Raw genomic sequence first — 20666 nt, 5'->3', positions numbered from 1 at the left:
GAGCCGGTCGCGGTGGTGCGGGACAGCAAATGCTCACCACCTCTGTGCACACGCATTCTGACTTCCTCGGCGCGAACGTCCTGCGTTGCCGATTACAAGGCGTCGCAGATGTCTTGTAATCGGCAACTCGGCAGGATCTAGCGGGTCGAAATTGCAGCCGACGCGAGGAGTGCCTGGCGATGTTCGGTCGGCCGATCAGAAGGCCGATCGATTATTGGCACTGTCGTTTCAGGGTGCGCCGAACCAGGACGAGAGCGCTTCGCGCAGCGCGAGCGAGGCGGCATCGGCGGGTTCGTCGATCCTTGCGGCCCAGGCGATGTGGGCGTCCGGGCGGATCAGTAGGGCGTCGGCTGGTCGGTTATCGGTCTTGGCGGTGCGGATGTCTATCCGGTGCTGCCAGTCTCGGGCGATCTCGCGGAGGCCGGGGCGGTCGGCGAGGTCGAGCAGGACGGGCCGTGCGGTCTGCATGAGTTCGGCGACACTGGTGATGCCCTGGTCGGTGTGCAAGGTGAGGTCGGGTGCGAAGGTGCCGGCCAAGGCGTGGTGGTCGGAGCCCGGCATCCGATAGCGAATGTCGGTGTGGCCGACCAGGGCTCCCATGCGGCGCAATGCCGGCTCGTCGACGACCAGTTCCTGGAAGACCTGCCGAAGCGCTTCGGCGGCTGGGTCGTGTCCGCGCCGCAGTGCCACTTGTGCTCGGGTCTGTAGCTGCGCTCGTGCACCGGCAAGGTGGCGTTCGCCGTGATACGTGTCCAGCAGGCCGGTCGGCGCCCAGCCGTGGATGTCGGCGCCGAGCTTCCAGGCAAGGTTGACCGTGTCGAGCATGCCGACATTGAGCGCGGTACCTGTGGCGGGGAACAGGTGGGCCGCATCGCCGGCCAGCAGGATTCGCCCGTCGCGATATTGTTCGGCCTGCCGATCCTTGAAGGTGTAGCGGGTCAGCCGAGTCGGTTCTCCCAAGGGGAGATTCGCCCCGAGCACGCGGCGAGCACTGTCTCCGAGCTCGGTCAGGGTCAGCGGCTCGTCATCGTCATAGTCGGTGGACTCGTCTTCGGTGGTTTGGAGGGACATAACCCCGGAGCTGACCGCGAACGCGAAGACACCGCGGTCTGTCCGCGTGAAACCCGCATGGATCCTGCCCAGCCCGGGGACGTCGATGTCGCCGTTGTCGAGCACGGTGACCGAATCGTGCACGGTGACCTGGCCAAACCTGTTGACCTCTGGATGTGTGGTGCCGGGGAACGCTATACCGGCCATATCGCGGACCCGGCTGCGTCCGCCGTCGCAGCCCACCAGGTATCGGGCGGTCACCCGGTACGGCCCGTCCGGCCCGCGCACGTCCGCGGTCACCGTGGCGTCGTCCTGGCTCACCCTGACCACCTCATGTCCGCGACGGATCTCGGCGCCGAGTTCGCGGGCGCGTTCGTCGAGCAGTCGCTCGATTTCCCGTTGCGGGAGCGGCAACGCCCGCATCGGGGGATCTGCCAGGTGCGTGAAGTCCAAATACATATTGCCGAACGGAAATCGGGGAGCCAGGTTCGGGTCGCTGCTGGCTGCCTCGAATCGGTCCAGAATGCCTCGATAGCGCAGCAAGTGCAGGATCCGCCCGCCGAGCCCGCTGGCCTTCGGGGTGTCTCGCGGTTGCGGCTGCCGTTCCAGTACCAGCGGGCGCACTCCGGCCAGGCGCAGTTCACCGGCCAGCATCAGGCCGGTGGGGCCCGCGCCCACGATGATCACGTCGATGTCCGTCACTCGTTACTCCCATTTCCGCACGTTCTAGCTTCGGCCGACGAGTATGCGGCACAACCCGGTTCTTGCCGCAAGCCCCCCGGTGCGCTATAAGTTGAGAGCGGAAAGGAGAACATACTCCTTTTCACCTCTTCGGCAAGGTCGGCTCGGGCGTCGCCGCATCGAGCGCGGGGCAGCTGTCTCGCTGACCATTCGCTAAGGTCCGAAACGGTCATTCGAGTGCCGCCGTCGGCCACGCCATGGCTCTTCCGGAAGCCGGCAGTTCGCACACGACACTTGTTGGGACACAACCCGTGTGCGATATCTACGAAACAGAACCCGGCATGTCGGCTGTTTGGTGGGACGGTTCGGGCTATGGGCACGGGGTCAGGCAGGTTCGATGCGTGCGGGGACGTGTTTGTGCCAGGGGGTGCCCGCGATGGCGTCTCGCCAGGTGAGGTCGGTGAGTTCGTTGGCGGCGACGCCGACGCGCTGGGTGCGGTCGCCGGCGGGTAGGTCGAGGCCGAGTCCGTTGGGCAGGGAGGCGTGGCCGGGTTGCATGCGGTCGGTGATTTCGACGGCGGCGACGGCGTTGCCGCGGCGGGTGGTGATGCGGGCGCGGTCGCCGGTGGTGAGGCCGAGGCGGGTGGCGTCGTCGGGGTTGAGGCGCAGTGCGCCTTCGGGGTCGCGGCGGCGCCAGGTGTTGTCGCGGAAGATGGTGTTGGCGGTGAAGGAACGGCGCTCCCCCGCGGAGAGAACGAACGGGAATTCCGCGCTGGTGTGGGTGGCGGGTGTGGCGGTGAGTTCGCGCAGGGCGTGCAGGAGTTCGGGGATGGCCAGGGGGATGCGTTTGTCGGGGTGTGGCAGGTAGTCCCAGGCGTCGGTGTAGTCGTCGATGGTGAAGGTGACTCCGGATCGGCTGGTGAGGATGGCGTCGAACAAGGCGTCGGCGTCGCGGTGCCCGGCGCGGCGCATCGCCGCCGGATAGACCTTGGCGACGCGTTGGGTCAGCGCCCACAGCACGGCGGCGGAGCGGGCGTCATCGGGCAGGGTCGGGCCGAGGGTTTCGTACAGCACGTAGGGGGCCAGGCCGCCGAGGGATTTGTCGATGGCCAGCAGTGCCGCGAAGGCCAAGGCGTAGGGGCGTCGTCCGAGTTTCGCCGCGGCGCGCAGCAGGCCGAGTTTGCCGCGGCCGACGGCGCCGAGTTCGCGCAGCAGCCGGGCGTAGATCTCCGGTTCGGGCAGGGTGCCCGGCAGCGGGTCCAGGACCGGGGCGCGCAGGTGGAAGGTGTTGTGCGGGAATTCGAGGTTGAAGAAGGTGGCTTCCCATTTCTCGAATTGGCTGGCCGCGGGCAGCACGTAGTCGGCGTGGCGGGCGGTTTCGGTGAGTGCGACGTCGATGACGACGACCAGGTCGAGTGCGTCCAGTGCGTCGCGGAAGGCGGCCGAGTCGGCCAGCGAATGCGCTGGGTTGGCGGACTCGATGATCATGGCGCGGAACCGGTCGGGGTGGTCGGTGCGGATCTCTTCGGCGATGCTGTTGCACGGCAGCATGCCGCCGAAAAGTGGTGCGCCGGTGACCGGGCTGCGTTTGACCTGGCGGCTGTAACCGGCCAGTGGCGCCATCCACGAATGGGGTTGCATGCCGCCGGGTTTGGCGAAGTTGCCGGTGAGCAGCCACAGCAGTTTGTTCAGGTAGGAGATGAGGGTGCTGTTGGGGCTCTGCTGGACGCCGAGGTCTTCGTAGGTGGCGACGCTGGTGGCGGTGCCGATGCGGTGGGCGGTGCTGCGCAGCAGGTGCTCGGGGATGCCGCAGATGTCCGCGTAGGCGGCGACGTCGATGTGGGTGAGGTCGGCGAGGACGGTGCCGGATCCGGTGGTGTGCTCGGTGAGGAAGGTGTGGTCGGCGAGGTCGTCTTGGACGAGGACGGCGAGCAGGGCGGCCAGGCACCAGGCGTCGGTGCCGGGGCGCACCTGGAGGTGGATGTCGGCGAGGTCGGCGGTTTCGGTGCGCACCGGGTCGAGGACGATCATGGTGCGGGCGGGATCTTTGGCGATCTGTTGCAGGACGGTGCGTGCGCGTGGGACGCCGTGTGACTGCCAGGGGTTTTTGCCTATGAAGATCGAGACTTCGGCGTGTTCGAAGTCGCCGGTGGTGTGTCCGCCGGTGAGGTGGGCGTCGACCCAGCCTTCGCCGGTCTTCTCTTGGGCCAGGGCGCTGGAGCGGTAGCGGCTGCCGAGGGCGCGGCGCAGGGCGGTGCTGTAGGCGCCGCCGAGGTGGTTGCCCTGTCCCCCGCCGCCGTAGTAGAAGATCTTGTCGCCGCCGTAGCTGTCCTTGATTTCGGTCAGCCGTGCGGCGACTTCGGAAATCGCGGTGTTCCAGTCGATTTCGGTGAAGCTGCCGTCGGGTTCGCGGCGCAGCGGGGCGGTGAGTCTGGTTCCGCCGTTCTGGTAGTGGTCGAGGCGCAGTGCTTTGTTGCAGGTGTAGCCGGCGGAGGCGACGTGGTCTTTGTCGCCGCGGATCTTGGCGAAGCGGCGGTCGTCGAGCTGGATGAGCAGTCCGCAGTTGTTCTCGCAGAGGATGCAGGCGGTCTTGTGCCATGCTCCGGTGGCCGCTGGTGTGGTGGATGTGGTCATTTGCTCACCTGGTCTACGCGGGTGCCGTCCAGCCATGGTTTCGGGTCGGCGAGGAATGGGGTGTCGGCGAGGCGGTCGAGGTCCTCGAAGAAGGCTTTGGTGGTGCGGGCGGCCGCGGTGGTGGTGCCGACGGAGACGAATCCGGCTTGTTCGGTGTCCAGTCCGCGGGACAGGGACTTGTCGGTGCCGAAGTAGACGGCGCGTTTGAGTTCGGCGACGACGACGGGGTTGCGGGCGGCCAGACGGGCCGCGGTCGCCTGGGTTTCGGCGAGGAGTTCACCGGCGGCGACCACGCGGTGGAGCAGCCCCAGTTGCAGGGCTTGCTGCGCGGTGAGGGGTGCGCCTTCGAGGGTGATCTCGATGGCTTTGGCGGCGCCGAGCAGGCGGGTCAGGCGTTGGGTCGCTCCGCCGCCGGGGATGAGGTTGGCCAGTGTCTCGATCTGGCCGAGGCGGATGTGGTCGGCGTCGGCGGCGTAGCGCAGGTCGCAGGCCAGGGCGATCTCGTGGCCGCCGCCGAGCGCGGGTCCGTTGATGGCGGCGAGGTAGGCGACGCCGGAGCGGTTCATCCGTAAGGTGGTGCGTTTCCAGCGGTAGCCCCAGACCAGTCCCGCGCCGAGTCCTCCGCCGCGGCGTTCGACCAGTGCCGCCGCGCCGGGCAGGCGCAGCGCTGCTGCGCCGGCGCGCAGGAACGGTGCCGCGGCGCGGGCGGGGATGAACGGGTGCGGCAGCTCGATCATGCCGGTGAGGGCGGCGGGGTCGGCGTGGGTGAGGAAGCGGCCAGGGAGCCCGCCGGTGAGCACGACCGCGCCGACGCTGTCGTCGGTGTCGACCGCGGCGGTGAGGGTGTCGAGATCGCGGACGACCGCCGGGGTGACGAAGTTCCACGGTGGCGCCACGATTCGCGCGGTGAGTACGCGCCCGTCTTGTGCGAGTTCGATGGTCTCCAGGTGCAGGTCGGCGGCGGACATCGGCGGCTCCTTCGGTGCGCGCGTCAGCGGTCGGAACGCGAGAGTGTGCCCGGGCGAAGGTGATTCGAGGGGTGGTTCGGCCCGCTACCGACTATGGCATACACCATAATGGGTGTGTCAAGAGGCGGGCGGCGTGGGTCGTGGGATCGCGGGTGAGAGACCTCGCGGTGCGCGCCGGTCAGCGGATGGTGGATACCAGGTCGCGCAGTTCGCGGAGCGCGTCGTCGAGGGGGGTGATGTCGCGGTGGACGCGGCACAGCGCGATAGCGCCCTCGAACGCGGCGACGGTGAGGGTGGCCAGGCGACGCGCGCGGTCGGGGGGCACGTCGTTGCGCTGGAGCATCTCGGTGAGCGCGTGGTGCCAGCGGTGGAAGACCTCTCCGGCGAGGCGGGCGAACTGCGGTGCGTCGTCGTTGGTTTCGACGGCGACGGCGACGATGGGGCAGCCGGCGCGGAAGTCGCTGTCGAGCAGGGTGCGCCGCCACATCGCCGCGAACCGGTCCAGGGCGGTGGCGGGGTCGTTGTCGCGGGTGAGGCGCTCGATGAACGCCGACATCAGCTCCCCCGCGGTGCCGACCGCCTCGGTGATCAGCTCGGTGCGTCCGCCGGGAAAGTGGTGGTACACCGAGCCGCGTGGCGCGCCGGTGGCCGTCAGGACCCGGTCCACGCTGGTGGCGCTGGCGCCGTGCACGCGCAGTGAGTCGATCGCGCCGTCGATCATCCGCTGCCGCGCGTCCCCGAGTCGGGGGCGTGGGGAACTGTCGCTGCGGGCTCGGCGTGTCGCTGCCATGCCGCCATTATGGCGTCTGCCATAAAGGTCGTCGCGGCCCGGTCCGCGACGACCTTTCCCCCGTGCTCAGGAGGTGGGCTTGTCCACCCGGTTTCCGTGGAATTCCAGCAGGGCCGCGAGGGTCTGCTCGGGTGCTTCCAGTTGGGGGTAGTGGCCGATGCCCGGCAGTTCCACCACGTCGGGGTCGGTGATCAGCTGGCGGTAGCGGCGCACCATGTGGCCGCCGGAGACCGGGTCGGCCGGTCCGTTGACGAGCCGGATCGGTACCTGGGCCTGCTGCAGGGCCGCTACCCAGCGCTGCCGGTGCTTGCGGCGTTCGGCCATGTAGCGGATCAGCTTGTGGCCGTTGCGTTTACCGTGCTTGCTGCACCACAGCAGCCAGAACTGGTGCAGTTCGGCGTCGGTGGGTTTGGTGTCGGGCCCGAACACCGCCGACAGGCTGCGGTGGAAGGTGCGCTCACTGCCCAGCACCCCGACCAGCGGTCCCAGCGGACTGGCCAGCAGCCGCTGGACCAGCCGCGCGCGGTGGGTCTCCGGGAACAGGCCGCCGTTGAGCAGGCACACCGATTCCAGCACCAGCGACTCGTCACCGGCCGCGCGGCGTTCGGCGTGCCGGGCGAGCAGTTCCTGGGCGACGGTGTCGCCGTAGTCGTGGGCGAGCACGTGGAATCGCTGGATGCCCTGGTCGCGCAGCAGGTTCTCGTGGATGTCGGCTTGGTCGGCGATACGGTAGTCGTAGTGGCGTGGTTTCGCCGACCATCCGAAGCCGATCATGTCCGGGGCGATGACCCGCGCGAAGCGTTCGCACAGGCTCGGCCAGATGCGGTGCCAGTCCCAGGACGCGGTGGGGAATCCGTGGATGCACACCAGCGTCCCCTCTGTGCCGCCGCCGCCGTCGCGCCAGAAGATCTGGTGGCCGCGATGTGTGAGACGTCGTCCGTTCGCCCGCCAGGCTGCGAATTCCTCCATGTCCTACCTCCTCGTCGCCGACAAGCATGGCGCGTGCGAGCGCCCTGGCACAGTAATTCGGTCGGTCGCGCACATGTCATGTACCGCGCTGGCCGTTTGCCGATCGGGCCCTGGTGCGAGAATTCCACCGTGGACGTCGCGATCGGCTTGGTTGTTCTCGTTGCGTCGGCGGCCGCGTTGGCGGCGCTGGCGCGTCGGTTCGGGATATCCGAGCCGTTGGTTCTGACGCTGGCCGGGGTGGCGGCCTCCTATCTGCCGTTCGTGCCGGAGATCCACCTGGAGCCGGAGATCATTCTGCTCGGTTTGCTGCCTCCTTTGCTGTATACCGCCGCGATTCGCACGTCGCTGGTGGATTTCCGGGCCAACGCGCGCACGATCGCGTTGCTGTCGGTGGGGCTGGTGTTGTTCACGACGTTCGTCGTGGCGGTGGTGGTGTGGTGGCTGCTGCCGGTGCCGTTCGCGGTCGCGGTCGCGCTGGGTGCGGTGGTGGCGCCGCCGGACGCGGTGGCCGCGACGGCGGTGGCGCGCCGGATCGGGATGCCGCGGCGGATCGTCACGATCCTGGAAGACGAGTCGCTGTTCAACGACGCCACCGCGCTGGTGGCGTTGCGGACCGCGTTGGCGGCGATGGCGGGGATGGTGTCGATCTGGGCGGCGGGTGCGGATTTCGCGCTCGCGGCCGGTGGCGGCGCGGCGGTCGGGATCGTCGTGGCCTACCTGCTGGCGATGCTGCGGCGGCGCATCACCGATCCGGTGCTGGATACGACGTTGTCGTTTCTCGCGCCGTTCGTGGCGTATCTGCCTGCCGAGGGCATTCATGCTTCGGGGGTGATCGCGGTGGTCACCTGCGGCATGATTCTCGGGCACAACGCGCCGGTGTGGCAGAGCGCGGCGTCGCGGATCGCCGAGCGCACCAATTGGCGGACCATCCAGTTCATTCTGGAGAGCGCGGTGTTCGTCCTGATCGGGCTGCAGGTGCGCGGGATCCTGGAGGGGGCGTGGCGCAGCGGGCTCGATCATCGCACCCTGGTGTTCGCGGCGCTGGCGGTGCTGGCGGCGACGGTGCTGGCACGGCCGGTGTGGGTGTTCGGTTCGTCGCTGCTGTCACGCAGTCTCGGGATGGGTGGCGCGGTGCCTGCGAGTCATTTGGTGGTGGTGTCGTGGGCGGGCATGCGCGGCGTGGTGACGCTGGCTGCGGTGTTGCTGTTGCCGGAGGACACTCCGCAGTTGCCGGTGCTGAAGTTGCTGGCGCTGGTGGTGGTGGCGGGAACGCTGCTGCTGCAAGGCACGTCGCTGCCGTGGCTGGTGCGGTGGCTGCGGTTGCGTGGGCCCAGCCGCGCGGAAGACGCGTTGCAGAAAGCCAATCTGATGCAGCAGGCGACTGCGGCGGGTTTGGCCGTACTGGAGGCGCGAGTCACGCCCGATACGCCGCCCGGTGTGGTGGAGACATTGCGCAGTCGCGTCACGTGGAAGACCAACGCCGCCTGGGAGCGGCTGGGGCGGGCGGAATCGGAACTGGTCACGCCCACCGCCGAGTACCGGCGGTTGCGGTTGGAGATGTTGCGGGCCGAACGCGAAACTGTCTTGCGGGTGCGGGATTCGGGCACGGTGGATCACGAGATCCTGCAGTACGTGCTGGCCCGATTGGACCTGGAGGAGTCCATGATCGACCGCTTCGACGAGACCGAGGAAGAGCGGGTCGAACCATTGGCGGCGCCGCCGAGCGAGGACACCTGCGCGCATTTGCGTTCTGCGCCTCTGGTGCGTATGCACGACGGTCCCGACGAATGCGCCGAGTGTGTCGCGGAAGGGATGAACTGGGTGCATCTGCGCATGTGCCTGTCATGCGGGCAGGTCGCCTGCTGCGATTCCTCGCCGGGCAACCACGCGACCAAGCACTACGCCGACAGCGGGCACCCGGTGATGCGCAGCGTGGAGCCGGGTGAGGCGTGGCGGTGGTGTTATGTCGACGAACTGCTCGGGTAGTCCACGGGGTTCAGCCGCGGGCGTGCGTGTAGATCAGGCGCGCGTATTCGGCCAGCAGCTCGTCCAGTGAGACGTCCTCGCCGCCCGCGGCGATCTGCTGGTAGCCGATGAGCATCGCCATGCCCAGTGAGGTGACCACGGCGGTGGTGTCCTCGTCACCGACGACGCCTTTGATCGCTTTGTGCACGGTGCGCCTGCGGGATTCGTCGACGCGTTTGAGGGCGAGGTTGACCGATTCGTCGTTGGCGGCCCAAGCGCGGATCGCGGCTTCGGCGGCGTGGTGCAGTCCGGCGGCGAGGTCGGACATGGCGCGGATGTCGTCGTCGGGGTTGCCCTGGTTGAACGGCATCGTCCCGAGGATGCGGACCTGGCGGTTCTCCCAGTGGTCGAGTAACGCGTCGACGAATCCCTGCCAGCTGCCGAAATGGTGGTAGAACGACCCGCTGGTGACGCCGAGGCGGCGGCAGAGCACGCCGATGTTCAGACCCTTGAAGCCGAATTCGGCGAGCACCTCCAAGCCGGTGTCGAAGTACTGCTCCTTGGTGACCACACGTGACATTCGCGGCGCCGTTCTCTTCGTTCGGGCAGGGCGGGTGAGGGACCGAACAGTACCCCATCGTAGCGTCGGTCGGACCGCGCCGGGCGAAGTACCGCGGCGTACCCCTAGATACCCGTTGGTACCTGTTACCAGCTGAAATACCTAGCGCCGCTGGGTCATCTGGCCCACGGGGGCGACCGGACTATAACAGAGCGAATGCTCTGTTATAGTGGCGTCATGCCCCGACCCCGGACGCACGACCCCGGCACCGTGCTGGACGCCGCGGAATCACTGGCCGTTCGCTGCGGCCCCGCCGCGGTCACCACGCGCGCGGTCGCGGCCGCCACCGGCATGTCCAACGGCGCGATCTACCACACCTTCGGATCGCGCGCGGAACTGCTCGGCCGCACCTGGTTGCGCGCCGCGCGCCGCTTCCTCGACCTGCAAACCGCGCTGGTCGACACGGCACTGGGCAGCAGTGACCGGGTCGAGGCCGTGGTCGCGGCCGCCGAAGCGCCCGCGGTGTTCGCCGAGCGGCATCCGGACTCGTCGCGGCTGTTGCTCGCCGTGCGGCGTGAGGAGTTGCTGGGCGAACTGCCCGAGGCCGTCGCCACCGAACTCGCCACGACCGACCGGATGCTGGCCGAGCTGATGATCCGGCTGTCGCAACACCTGTGGCAGCGCGGTGACCGCCGCGCCGTCGACGTGATCACCCTGTGCCTGGTCGACCTGCCCACCGCGGTGCTGCTGCGCCGCGAGCGGCTCGCCGATCCCCGTGCGCGGGAATACCTCCGCGGCGCCGTGCGCGCTGTCCTCGCGGTCGGCCCGCCACCCTGACGATCCCTCTCCTGTCCCCTATCCCCCACCCAAGGATGCACACACCATGCCTACACTCGACTACCACGACAAGATCGCCGTCCTGGATCTGGGCGGCGACGAAAACCGTTTCTCCCCCATGTTTCTGGAACAAGTGGGCGCCCACCTGGACACCGCGCTCGCCGACGGCGCCGACGGGCTGGTCACCACCGCCGGCGGCAAGTTCTACTCCAACGGGCTGGACCTGGACTGGCTCAGCGCGAACGCCGATCGCGCCGAGTGGTACGTCGGGCAGGTGCAGGCACTGTTCGCGCGGATCCTCACTCTGCCGATGCCCACCGCGGCGGCGCTGCCCGGCCACGCGTTCGGCGCGGGCGCCATGCTCGCCATCGCCCACGACTACCGCGTGATGCGCGCCGACCGCGGCTATTTCTGTTTCCCCGAGGCCGACATCCGCATCCCCTTCACACCCGGCATGGCCGCACTCATCCAAGCCAAGCTCACACCGAAGGCCGCGGTGGCCTCGATGACGACCGCGCGCCGCTTCGGTGGCATCGACGCCGCGGCCGCCGACATCGTCGACGCCACCGCCGCCGAAGGTGCCGTCACCGACACCGCGCTGGCGCTGCTGGCCCCGCTGGGCGGGAAGGACCCCGGCACGCTGGGCGCGATCAAGAACACCATGTACGCCAAAGCTGTCGCGGCATTGACCGTCTAGCCAGCCGGAGTTCGGCCAGCGCCTCTCGCGAATACCTTGCGGGAGAGTAGGTTCGGTGGATATGCGCGGAAAGTCCGCTGCACCCGAAACGATCGAAACGCTGCACTCGTCGCGGCCGGGCACCTACTGTCCGGGAACTCGAGTGTCACTGAACGAGGTATGCGATGACCGAACCGAATACGACCTGTGCCGCATTCCAACACAGCGCGGCGATCGATCCGGACGCGGTGGCCGTCCGCTCCATCGGCGGCGATCAGGCGCTGACCTGGCGGGAGTATGCCGAGCAGGTCCGCGCGGTCGCGGGCGGTCTGGCCGCCCTCGGGATCGGCCGCGGCGACACCGTGGCGTTGATGATGGGCAATCGGACGGAGTTCTACCCGATCGAAGTCGGCGCACAGCACGCCGGCGCGACGTCGTTCTCGGTGTACAACACCTTGTCGCCGGAGCAGCTGAACTATGTCTTCGACAATGCGGGCAACCGGGTGGTGTTCTGTGAGCAGCAGTATGTCGAGCGCATCCGGCGCTGCGGCGTGCAGATCGAGACGATCGTCTGCATCGATGGGAACCCCGAAGGAACTGTGGGGCTGGCGGAGCTGAAGACGCTCGGCCGCCCCGACTTCGACTTCGAAGCCACCTGGCAAGCCGTGCGGCCGCAGGACGTTCTCACTCTCGTCTACACCTCCGGAACCACAGGTAACCCGAAGGGTGTGGAGATCACCCACGCCAATCTGCTTGCCGAAGCGCGCGCGTTCCACGCGGTGCTGCCGGTCGAGTTCGGCGACCGGCAGACCTCCTACCTGCCCTCGGCGCACATTGCCGACCGTTTCTGTTCGCTGTACTTGCAGCAGATGTACGGCACGCAGATCACCGTGGTGCCCGACCGGTCGCTGCTGCCTGCCGCACTGGCCGACGTGCACCCCACCATCTGGGGTGCGGTGCCGCGGGTGTGGGAGAAGCTGAAGGCGGCCATCGAGTTCTCCGTGGCCGCCGAAGCCGACGACGCGACCCGCGGTGCGCTGGCGTGGGCGCTGGAGGTGGCGGCGCGCAAGGCCGACGCGCAGCTGCGCGGGGAACCGATCGACGAGCGACTGGCCGCCGAATGGGCGAAGGCCGACCAGCGGGTGCTGTCCGGATTGCGCGCGAAAATCGGTCTGGACCAGCTGAAATGGGCGATGTCGGGTGCGGCGCCGATTCCGCCGCAGACGCTCGGGTTCTTCTTCGGGATCGGCGTCCCGATCTCGGAGATCTGGGGCATGTCCGAGCTCACCTGCGTGGCCAGTGCCTGTTCACCGCAGGAGGCGCGGTTGGGGTCGGTCGGCCGGATGCTGCCCGGAATGCAGTGGCGCATCGCCGAAGACGGTGAATTCCTGGTGCGTGGGCCGCTGGTGATGAAGGGGTATCGGAAGGAACCGGAGAAGACCGCCGAGGCACTGGACCCCGACGGCTGGCTGCACACCGGCGACATCCTGTCCGTCGACGACGACGGCTACCTGCGGGTTGTGGACCGCAAGAAGGAGCTGATCATCAACTCGGCCGGAAAGAACATGTCCCCGGCCAACATCGAGAACGCGATCAAAGCCGCGACACCATTGGTCGGCGCCATCGCCGTGATCGGTGAGGCCCGGCCGTACAACACGGCGCTGGTCGTCATCGATGCCGAAACCGCTGCGCTGTATGCCGCCAAGCATGGGCTGCCGGACGCGTCCGCCGCGGCGCTGGCGGCTGATGCGGGTGTGGTCGCCGAGATCGCGCGCGGTGTGGCCGCGGGCAACGCGACGCTGTCGCGGGTCGAGCAGATCAAACGGTTCACCGTGCTGCCGACGTTCTGGGAACCCGGCGGTGACGAGGTGACCTTGACGATGAAATTGCGCCGCAAGCCGATCGCGGACAAGTACGCCGAGCAGATCGCGTTGCTCTACGCCGAGGAGCCGGGCGAGACGGTGCGTGAACCGGAGGGCCGGCAGGCGCGGTTGTAGCGAATCCGCGTGAATGGCAACGCGTGCGCCGGGCTCACAGCGCGAAAGTGAGCCGCTGGGGCCGTACGTAGTCGGACGGGTCGTGCAGGGTGCGCAAGTCCGGTCGTTGCGCGGCGGGTATCCGGTCCAGCTCGGCGCGCAACGGTGCGTCATAGGTCGCGGCGCTCGCGGTGAGGCCGGGCAGCCAGTTGTCGTGATGGCTCGGCACGAACAGCGCCGGGGTGAGTGCCTGGATGTAGGTGCGTGGATCACGCAGGCCGTTGCTGATCTGGTTGTAGCCCTGCACCGCGCCGATCTGCACGTCGGTGGCCGGCAGCGCGGCGAGGATGTCGAACACGTGCGGGGCGCGCTCGGTGAGCGGACCCGTGGAGTCGTGCCAGGTCAGCGTGAAGCCCGGGACCCGGAACTGATACAGCAGCACTCCGCCCTCCGGGTCACGCAGACGCGGAACACCCTGCAGCAGGCCGTGCAGCGTCGGCGGATGGGCGAGCACGATCCCGGGTTGCGGGCGGGGAAAAAAGCGCGGTGACCCGTTGATCGGGTCGGGCGGGGTGCGTGCGGAGTGCAGGTGCCGGACGACGGTCACCTCGACCGCGCCGACGGTGAAGTCGTCGCGGGTGCCGATCGGTGTGCCGGCGTCGCCGTGCGCGGCGGTCGCGAACGCCGGATCGGTGACCTGCGCGGCGATGGTCGCGCAGTGTTCGGCGGTGCCGTGCACGGTGGCGCCGCTGGCCTGCGCGATGCGGGCGGCGTCACCGGCGTGGTCGAAGTGCCCATGGCCGATGAAGATCGCCGCCGGCGCCAGGTCCACCAGGTCCTGCGGGGTCGCCGGGACGTATCCGGTGCTGGTCAGCCGCGGCACCCAGGCGTCGAGCAGGAACACCGAACCCCCGATGGCCACGGCGTAGGTGGTGCATCCGATCCAGGACAGCACCACCCGGTCCGGGCGCGGCGCGGCGGATTCGCTGTCGATGCTGTCGGCGCCGAAGAAACGGATGCGTGCGGCGATCGTGCGCGCATCGGTGGGCTCGGCCGCCGGCCGCAACGTTCCGGCCGCGAGCGTGGCCAGTTTGCCGCCGTGCCCGAACAGTCCCAGGCCAGGAATCCTGCACACACCGGTACCCCATCACGGACTCCCGAGTGCGGGCAAGTGGCCGGCCGGGAAATCTGCGCGGCGAAGGCGTTTTACAGGCGGATGCCCAATAGTGCGTCGACCGCGGTCGCGATGAGGCCGGGTGCTTCGCTGTCCTGGCCGCCGTAGTCGATGGCCTGACGGGCCCAGTTGTCCACCGCGTCGAGCGCTGTGGGGGTGTCCAGGTCGTCGGCCAGATGCTGGCGCAGCCGCGCGAGAGTGTCGGTGGCCGAGGGACCCGCGGTGAGCGCGGTGGCTTCGCGCCACAGCCGCAGGCGGTGCTGCGCGTGCTCGAGCAGCGCGCCGGTCCACATCCGGTCCTGGCGGTAGTGGCCGGCCAGCAGCGCGAGGCGGATGGCGGCCGGGTCGACGCCGTCGCGGCGCAGCACCGACACCAGTACCAGGTTGCCCCGGGACTTCGACATCTTCTCCCCGTCCAGCCCGATCAGGCCGGCGTGTACGTAGTGGCGGGCGAAACGACGGCCCGCGATCAGCGACTCGGCGTGCGCGGCGGAGTACTCGTGGTGCGGGTAGATCAGGTCGCTGCCGCCGCCCTGGATGTCGAATTCCGGGCCGAGGCGGTTGCCCGCGATCGCCGAACACTCGATGTGCCAGCCGGGCCTGCCCGCGCCGAAGGGGGCGGGCCAGGACGGCTCGCCGGGGCGGGCCGCGCGCCACAGCAGCGCGTCGATGGTGTCGCGTTTGCCCGCACGGTCGGGGTCGCCGCCGCGCTCGGCGAACAGCCGCTCCATCGTGGGCCGGTCGTAGCCGGATTCGTATCCGAACTGTTCGGTGGCGTCGGCCCGGAAGTAGATGTCCGGGAATTCGGGGTCTTCGACGACGTAGGCGGCGCCGGACGCCAGCAGTTTCTGCACGAATTCGACGACCTCGTCGACGGATTCGATGGCGCCGACGTACTCGCGCGGCGGCACGATCCGCAGCGCGGACATGTCCTCGCGGAACAGGTCGATTTCCGAGGAGCCGAGCTCGCGCCAGTCCAGGCCGTCGCGTTCGGCGCGTTCGAACAGCGGGTCGTCGACGTCGGTGACGTTCTGCACGTAGTGCACGTCGTGGCCTGCGTCGCGCCACAGCCGGTTGACCAGGTCGAAGGTCAGGTAGGTTGCGGCGTGCCCAAGGTGGGTGGCGTCGTAGGGGGTGATCCCGCAGACGTACATGGTGGCGGTGGCGCCGGGCGTGACCGGCCGTACCTGTCGGTCGGCGGTGTCGTACAACCGCAGCGGCGGTCCTGCTCCAGGGACGGCGGGGATGGCGGTGTCGGACCAGGACTGCATGCTTATGAGGGTAAAGGTGTGGTACAGATCATCCGTCCCCGCCCTGGGGCCACCCGCGGCCCGGCTGTTCCGCAGGCACGTCGCGACCTGCGTCTTCGGGCGAATCGTGGGATGTCAATAGTTCGGCTCCGGCTGATTCACCTGTCGCGCCGGGTGGGATCGGTGATCGTGTTGCGGGTGATCGCGAACGTCCCGTCCAGGTCGGGGATATCGGGATCGGTGTCGGCGAGGGCGATCTGGGTGAATTCGCCGCGCGCCACGTCGAACTCGAGTTCGTGATAGGCGACGGTATTTCCCCAGTCCGGCGAAGGCAACGAGATGAAGCGCATGGTGAACCGCCCGGAGTCCACCGAGCCCTCGGTGAGGACGTAGACGCCGAAGTGGTCTTCCCCCGCCGAGCGCAGCCAGTAGACGCCGTTGCCGTACAGGTGCAGATCGGTGTCGGGGTAGGGCTTCTTGTCGTAGAGATGCACGTAGTGCAGCGCGAGGGTGTAGGTCGGCGCCCCGATGCTGATCTGTACGGTCGGTGCCGCACGGTCTCCGGCGGAGTGGGTCATCGGGGTCCTCCTCGTCATCGCGCCGAGCGTTCGAGCTTCAACTGTGCCAGGAATCCGTCCGGCACGGCATCGACCGCGGCAGCTCGAGCGTCGGGTTCAGAAGGCGGGCCACGGGATGGGGCGTGCGGTGCGCGGAAGCGGCATCACCGGGTTGTCGAGCACTTGGTGGGCGCGTTCGGCGAGCGCCTCGATCTCGCTGTCGGTGATGTGCTCGCTCAGCGCGTCGGCGAACGCACCCGGCAATTGTTTGGCGAATGCGGTGATGTCTGCGATGAGGTCGTCGGCGATGGGTTGGCCTGCCCAGCCCCACAGCACGGTGCGCAGCTTGTGCTCGGTGTGCAGGCAGATGCCGTGGTCGACGCCGTACACCTGACCGTCCAGGCCTTCCAGCGCGTGCCCGCCCTTGCGGTCGGCGTTGTTGAGCAGCACGTCCAGCACCGCCACGCGCTGCAACCGGGGATCGTCGGCGTGGATCAGCGACACCTCGTTGCCGTCGTTGTCCAGTGCGCGCAGCACCTCACGGAATCCGTCGGGGACCGCGCCCGCCGGGCACAGGTCGATCAGGTCCAGCCGGTTGCCGCGGTCGGTGTGGTTGTCCACGCCGTCGACCCAGCGTTGCACCATGCCGGGCCCGAAAGGGCCTTCGCGCAGGATGGTTTCGGGGATCACGCGCCAGCCGATCGTCTCGGAGATCAGATACGACGCCACCTCGCGTCCGGCCAGGGTGCCGTCGGGGAAGTCCCACAGCGGCCGTTCGCCGCGGATCGGTTTGTAGACCACCCGCACCGGCTGGTCGCCGTCGAGCACATCGCAGACCAGGGTCACGTTGCTGGCGGTGTTCACCCGCCCGATGACCGTCAGCTCGCCGCTGTGGAACCCGTCCCCGGCCTCGGCCACCGAATCACTCCTCTAGTTCGGCCGTGCCGAAGATGTCGCCGCGCTTGTAGCCGTTGGTTCGCACGCACATGTGCCCGCGCGCCGACAGCGGCTCGCCGCACAGCGGGCACGGCGGTCGGCCCGCCGCGATCACCCGGGTGGAGCGTAACGCGAATTCGCGGGCCTGGATCGGGGTGAGGAACACCCGCACCGCGTCGGGTCCTTCCTCGGTGTCGTCGAGCACCACCGACTCGTCGACCTCGGTCTCGGTGATCGCCAGCAGCTCCACCACCACCGCGCCCGCGTCGGCGTCCCAGCCCAGGCCCATGGTGCCGACCCGGAACTCGGCGTCGATCGGGGTGACCAGCGGCGCGTTGTCGGTGACGTCCTCGGCCTGCGGCGGCACCTCCGCGCCGAAGCGGCGGGCGACCTCGTCCAGGAGTAGGCCCATCCGGTCGGCGAGCACCTTCACCTGCTGCTTCTCCAGCAGCACGCTGACCACGCGCGGTTCCTGCACGGCCTGCAGATAGAACGCGCGATCGCCCGGCTCACCGACGGTCCCGGCGACGAAACGATCGGGGGTGCGGAATACATGGATTGCGCGTGACACATGCACCTCCTGATACGTGACCCTGATCGACTACCCGCGGCGCGGGGATTCCATACAACGACCGCTCGGTCGTCTACAAGGAATCTCAGCGCTCCGCATTCCCATTATCCGCACTTCCGCCGCTACCGAGCTCGCCACCGGGGACGGGACCGGTGGTCGCGGTATCCGGTGCCGCCGAGGCGGCGCCTGCAGGTTGCCCGCCGGTGGCTGCGAGGGCGGACAGGTCGGCGCCGGTGTCGTTCATCCGCCACACGTACGGTGCGGTCGGGGTGTAGCGGATGACGCTGATCGAGGCGGGTTCGACCAGGATCCGCTGGAAGCCGTCGAGGTGGATGCCGAGGGCGTCGGCGAGCACCGCCTTGATCACGTCGCCGTGGGTGCACGCCACCCACAGCGCGTCACGGCCGTGTTGCTCGGCCAGTGCGCGGTCGTGGTCGCGGATGGCGGCCACCGCGCGGGACTGGACGTGAGCCAGGCCCTCGCCGCCGGGGAACACCGCACCGGAGGCGTGTCGCTGTACGACTTTCCACAGCGGTTCGGTGAGCAGTTCGGCGATCGGGCGGCCGGTCCACTCGCCGTAATCGACTTCGATGAGCCGGTCGTCGAATACCGGCTCCAGACCGAACTTTTCCGCCAGCGGCGCCACCGTGAGCTGGCAGCGCAGCAGCGGGGAGTGCACGATGCGTTCGATCGGCAGCCCGGCCAGTCGTTCGGCCACGGCCCTGGCCTGCTCGTCGCCGCGTTCGGTGAGCCCGACGCCGGTGCTGCGGCCGGCGAGTGTGCGGGCGGTGTTCGACGTCGACACACCGTGCCGCAACAGGATCACCGTCATGCGGCCAGCCTAGCGATCATGTCGCCGAGACCGTCCCTCCCGCCAGCAGACCCATGATGACCAGGCCGAGCACGATGCGGTAGCCGACGAACCAGTAGAACGAATGCCGCGCCACGAAACGCAGCAGCCACGCCACCGACGCGTAGCCGACGACGAATGCCAGCACTGTGGCCACCAGCAGTTGCGGCCCGCTGGCATTGAGTCCCTCACCGGCGGGTTCGAACGCGTCCGGCAGGCTGAACAGGCCCGAAGCGGTCACGGCGGGAATGGCGAGCAGGAACGAAAACCGCACGGCTGCTTCCCGTTCCAATCCCAGGAACAGACCGGCGGTTGATGTCGCGCCCGAGCGCGAGACGCCGGGGATCAACGCGAGGCACTGGGCGAAACCCATGGCCAGACCGTCGCGCGTGGTCAGCTGCTCGATCGGGCGTTGTTTGCGTCCGAAGTGTTCACCGGCGGCGATGATCAAGCCGAAGAAGATCAGCATGAACGCCACCAGCCACAGATTGCGTGCCCCGGTGCGGATTTGATCTTTGAAGACGAACCCCAGCACCCCGATCGGGATGGTGGCGATGATCACATACCAGCCGATGCGGTAGTCGAGGTCGCGCTGGGTCTGTTCGTCGAGAACACGCGTGCGGTCGGCGGTGAGAACCGGAAGCTTGGTGGTGGGCTGATCGTGCAGTGGGAGTTCCTGGGGGCCGCGCGCGGTCATCCGGTCGCGCAGACCCGCGAACCAGGCCAGCACGATCCGCCAGATGTCCTTGGCGAAGAACACCAGCACCGCGGCTTCGGTGCCCAGCTGGGTGACCGCGGTGAACGAGGCGCCCGCGTCGTCGCCGAAGAAGACCGACGACACGATGCGCAGATGCGCCGAGGAGGAGACCGGCAGAAACTCCGTGAGTCCCTGCACCAGACCCAGTACCAAGGCCTGCACCCAGGTCATCGACTCACCAACCACGAACCAGCCTCCACTTCCGCCCGGAATATCTGTTCCCACCTGGGCAAGGGTCCGGCGGTCGGTCGCGCCACTGTGACCACCGCCGCAATCACGCAGCGACAGTACAGTGTCGAGGTCGCGGCGGCATTCCCGGCTGTTCCCGCTGTGGCCGTCGCAACGGGTGGGGCGGTTTCCGCGACCCACTGTGCTGGTGGGCGTCGAGTCGGGTGTCCACACTCTAGGCTTGGCGCCGTGACGATTGCGCGGACACGGTGATGGAACAGCGGACGGTCGGCCGCAGCGGCCTGCGGGTGTCCCGGATAGGACTGGCGACCCACACCTGGGGTGCGCATACCGACACCGACGAGGCGGCACGACAGTTGGTGGCGTTCGCCGAGGCAGGCGGCACGCTGGTCGACACCTCCCCCGCTTATGCAGGCGGTGCGGCGCAACGGATCCTGGCCGAACTGCTCGGCGATCTGGTCTCGCGCGACGATCTGGTGCTCAGCGGCTGCGCGGGTGTCGCGCCGGTGGCCACGCCCGCACCGGTGGGAGCGTCGGTGCCCGCACCGGAACCGGTGGGCCCGGCCGTGGACACCTCGCGCCGCGCGCTGCTGCGCCAGCTCGATCGGACACTGCTCGAACTGGGCACCGACTACCTCGATATCTGGCATGTCGCCGCCTGGGATCCGGCGACGCCGCTCGAGGAGGTCGCCGCGACCCTCGAATTCGCGGTCCGCTCCGGGCGCGTCCGCTACGCCGGGGTCCGTGGTTTCAACGCCTGGCAGGTCGCGAGCATCGCGGCGGTCGCGCCCGTCACCGTCGCGCAGACCACGTACTCGCTGCTGGCCCGGGACACCGAAACCGATTTCCTTCCCGCCGCCCAGCATCATGGCGTCGGGCTGATCGCTACCGCGCCGCTGGCCGGGGGCATCCTCACCGGCAAGTATCGCGACGGGGTGCCCGCCGATTCGCGGGGCGCGGACGAGGCGACCGCCGCCGAGATCCGCCACCGGCTCGACGACCGCGCGACCAGGGTGGTCGAGGCGCTGGTGACCGCCGCCGACGGACTGGCCACCTCGCCGCTGGCGGTCGCGCTGGCCTGGATCCGGGAACGTCCCGGTATCGCCAGCATGATCGTCGGCGCACGCGACATCGGGCAGCTCACCGGCGTGCTGGCGGCGGAAACCCTGGAACTGCCGCGTGCGATCGCGGCCGCCCTGGACGACGTCAGTGCACGCGCGGAGTGACAGAGATTAGCCTTGCCTGCATGAGCGAGCGTAGCGAGCGGACAATCGACA

At 68.7% G+C, this 20666-nt stretch carries 18 protein-coding genes; 5 read left to right on the top strand and 13 right to left on the bottom strand.

Annotated features, from left to right (window positions below):
- Positions 1 to 228: 228 nt before the first annotated feature.
- The 5 genes from NA4_RS05720 to NA4_RS05700 form a co-directional block, all read right to left on the bottom strand.
- Entirely contained in the window at positions 229 to 1752 is a 1524-nt protein-coding gene (locus NA4_RS05720) for an FAD-dependent monooxygenase (protein WP_067464974.1), read from the bottom strand.
- Positions 1753 to 2115: 363 nt separating this feature from the next.
- On the bottom strand, positions 2116 to 4365 hold the full coding sequence (locus NA4_RS05715; protein ID WP_067464971.1) for a molybdopterin-dependent oxidoreductase: 2250 nt from the start codon (positions 4363 to 4365) through the stop codon (positions 2116 to 2118).
- Positions 4362 to 5333, bottom strand: coding sequence for an enoyl-CoA hydratase/isomerase family protein (locus NA4_RS43205; protein WP_067464968.1), 972 nt, complete (start codon positions 5331 to 5333; stop codon positions 4362 to 4364). Before NA4_RS43205 ends, NA4_RS05715 begins: the two co-directional genes overlap by 4 nt.
- A 178-nt stretch (positions 5334 to 5511) precedes the next feature.
- Positions 5512 to 6123 carry a TetR/AcrR family transcriptional regulator gene (locus NA4_RS05705; protein ID WP_245671124.1) on the bottom strand — a complete coding sequence of 204 codons (612 nt, stop codon included), beginning with the start codon at positions 6121 to 6123 and terminating at the stop codon, positions 5512 to 5514.
- 66 nt (positions 6124 to 6189) lie between these two features.
- Positions 6190 to 7092, bottom strand: a complete 903-nt coding sequence (locus tag NA4_RS05700) for an alpha/beta fold hydrolase (RefSeq protein WP_067464962.1) — start codon at positions 7090 to 7092, stop codon at positions 6190 to 6192.
- A 129-nt stretch (positions 7093 to 7221) separates the two neighbouring features.
- On the opposite strand from NA4_RS05700, the gene NA4_RS05695 reads away from it, so the two are divergent.
- Positions 7222 to 9078, top strand: coding sequence for a Na+/H+ antiporter (locus NA4_RS05695; RefSeq protein ID WP_067465108.1), 1857 nt, complete (start codon positions 7222 to 7224; stop codon positions 9076 to 9078).
- Between the two features lie 10 nt (positions 9079 to 9088).
- Here NA4_RS05695 and NA4_RS05690 read toward each other — a convergent pair whose 3' ends face one another.
- The gene (locus NA4_RS05690) at positions 9089 to 9637 is read right to left on the bottom strand and encodes a TetR/AcrR family transcriptional regulator (RefSeq protein WP_067464960.1); all 549 of its coding nucleotides are present in this window, start codon (positions 9635 to 9637) and stop codon (positions 9089 to 9091) included.
- 216 nt (positions 9638 to 9853) lie between these two features.
- On the opposite strand from NA4_RS05690, the gene NA4_RS05685 reads away from it, so the two are divergent.
- The 3 genes from NA4_RS05685 to fadD11 all read left to right on the top strand — a co-directional run bounded on the left by NA4_RS05685 (position 9854) and on the right by fadD11 (position 13126).
- Positions 9854 to 10453 carry a TetR family transcriptional regulator gene (locus tag NA4_RS05685; protein ID WP_067464957.1) on the top strand — a complete coding sequence of 200 codons (600 nt, stop codon included), beginning with the start codon at positions 9854 to 9856 and terminating at the stop codon, positions 10451 to 10453.
- 46 nt (positions 10454 to 10499) lie between these two features.
- Positions 10500 to 11150 carry an enoyl-CoA hydratase-related protein gene (locus tag NA4_RS05680; RefSeq protein ID WP_067464954.1) on the top strand — a complete coding sequence of 217 codons (651 nt, stop codon included), beginning with the start codon at positions 10500 to 10502 and terminating at the stop codon, positions 11148 to 11150.
- Positions 11151 to 11314: 164 nt separating this feature from the next.
- On the top strand, positions 11315 to 13126 hold the full coding sequence (fadD11, locus tag NA4_RS05675) for a fatty acid--CoA ligase FadD11 (protein ID WP_067464951.1): 1812 nt from the start codon (positions 11315 to 11317) through the stop codon (positions 13124 to 13126).
- A 34-nt stretch (positions 13127 to 13160) separates the two neighbouring features.
- Here fadD11 and NA4_RS05670 read toward each other — a convergent pair whose 3' ends face one another.
- The 7 genes from NA4_RS05670 to NA4_RS05640 all read right to left on the bottom strand — a co-directional run bounded on the left by NA4_RS05670 (position 13161) and on the right by NA4_RS05640 (position 19371).
- Positions 13161 to 14240 (bottom strand): MBL fold metallo-hydrolase, encoded by a 1080-nt coding sequence (locus tag NA4_RS05670; RefSeq protein WP_157128830.1) that lies wholly within the window; start codon positions 14238 to 14240, stop codon positions 13161 to 13163.
- Positions 14241 to 14311: 71 nt separating this feature from the next.
- Positions 14312 to 15550 (bottom strand): cysteine--1-D-myo-inosityl 2-amino-2-deoxy-alpha-D-glucopyranoside ligase, encoded by a 1239-nt coding sequence (gene mshC, locus NA4_RS05665; protein WP_067464948.1) that lies wholly within the window; start codon positions 15548 to 15550, stop codon positions 14312 to 14314.
- A gap of 137 nt (positions 15551 to 15687) precedes the next feature.
- Entirely contained in the window at positions 15688 to 16107 is a 420-nt protein-coding gene (locus NA4_RS05660) for a hypothetical protein (RefSeq protein ID WP_157128829.1), read from the bottom strand.
- A 96-nt stretch (positions 16108 to 16203) separates the two neighbouring features.
- A complete protein-coding gene (locus NA4_RS05655; protein ID WP_067464942.1) occupies positions 16204 to 17004 on the bottom strand; it encodes an SCO1664 family protein in 801 nt (266 codons plus the stop codon).
- A 4-nt stretch (positions 17005 to 17008) separates the two neighbouring features.
- Positions 17009 to 17593, bottom strand: a complete 585-nt coding sequence (locus NA4_RS05650) for a DUF3090 domain-containing protein (protein ID WP_067465102.1) — start codon at positions 17591 to 17593, stop codon at positions 17009 to 17011.
- 85 nt (positions 17594 to 17678) lie between these two features.
- Complete coding sequence (locus NA4_RS05645) at positions 17679 to 18425, bottom strand: histidine phosphatase family protein (protein WP_067464940.1); 747 nt, start codon at positions 18423 to 18425, stop codon at positions 17679 to 17681.
- A gap of 16 nt (positions 18426 to 18441) precedes the next feature.
- Positions 18442 to 19371, bottom strand: a complete 930-nt coding sequence (locus NA4_RS05640) for an undecaprenyl-diphosphate phosphatase (protein WP_067464937.1) — start codon at positions 19369 to 19371, stop codon at positions 18442 to 18444.
- A 269-nt stretch (positions 19372 to 19640) separates the two neighbouring features.
- Between NA4_RS05640 and NA4_RS05635 the strand changes: the two genes are divergently transcribed.
- Positions 19641 to 20615 carry an aldo/keto reductase gene (locus NA4_RS05635; protein WP_067464934.1) on the top strand — a complete coding sequence of 325 codons (975 nt, stop codon included), beginning with the start codon at positions 19641 to 19643 and terminating at the stop codon, positions 20613 to 20615.
- Positions 20616 to 20666: the final 51 nt, after the last annotated feature.

The sequence above is a fragment of the Nocardia amamiensis NBRC 102102 genome (assembly GCF_001612745.1).
GTDB classification, from domain to species: Bacteria; Actinomycetota; Actinomycetes; order Mycobacteriales; family Mycobacteriaceae; genus Nocardia; species Nocardia amamiensis.
This window is presented reverse-complemented; position numbering and strand designations above follow the sequence as displayed.

Excerpts from the sequence above, each read along its gene's own strand:
- NA4_RS05715 (WP_067464971.1), bottom strand. The coding sequence starts at position 4,365 with ATGACCACATCCACCACACCAGCGGCCACCGGAGCATGGCACAAGACC.
- NA4_RS43205 (WP_067464968.1), bottom strand. The coding sequence starts at position 5,333 with ATGTCCGCCGCCGACCTGCACCTGGAGACCATCGAACTCGCACAAGAC.
- NA4_RS05705 (WP_245671124.1), bottom strand. The coding sequence starts at position 6,123 with ATGGCAGCGACACGCCGAGCCCGCAGCGACAGTTCCCCACGCCCCCGA.
- NA4_RS05700 (WP_067464962.1), bottom strand. The coding sequence starts at position 7,092 with ATGGAGGAATTCGCAGCCTGGCGGGCGAACGGACGACGTCTCACACAT.
- NA4_RS05690 (WP_067464960.1), bottom strand. The coding sequence starts at position 9,637 with ATGTCACGTGTGGTCACCAAGGAGCAGTACTTCGACACCGGCTTGGAG.
- NA4_RS05685 (WP_067464957.1), top strand. The coding sequence starts at position 9,854 with ATGCCCCGACCCCGGACGCACGACCCCGGCACCGTGCTGGACGCCGCG.
- NA4_RS05680 (WP_067464954.1), top strand. The coding sequence starts at position 10,500 with ATGCCTACACTCGACTACCACGACAAGATCGCCGTCCTGGATCTGGGC.
- fadD11 (WP_067464951.1), top strand. The coding sequence starts at position 11,315 with ATGACCGAACCGAATACGACCTGTGCCGCATTCCAACACAGCGCGGCG.
- mshC (WP_067464948.1), bottom strand. The coding sequence starts at position 15,550 with ATGCAGTCCTGGTCCGACACCGCCATCCCCGCCGTCCCTGGAGCAGGA.
- NA4_RS05660 (WP_157128829.1), bottom strand. The coding sequence starts at position 16,107 with ATGACCCACTCCGCCGGAGACCGTGCGGCACCGACCGTACAGATCAGC.
- NA4_RS05645 (WP_067464940.1), bottom strand. The coding sequence starts at position 18,425 with ATGACGGTGATCCTGTTGCGGCACGGTGTGTCGACGTCGAACACCGCC.
- NA4_RS05640 (WP_067464937.1), bottom strand. The coding sequence starts at position 19,371 with ATGACCTGGGTGCAGGCCTTGGTACTGGGTCTGGTGCAGGGACTCACG.
- NA4_RS05635 (WP_067464934.1), top strand. The coding sequence starts at position 19,641 with ATGGAACAGCGGACGGTCGGCCGCAGCGGCCTGCGGGTGTCCCGGATA.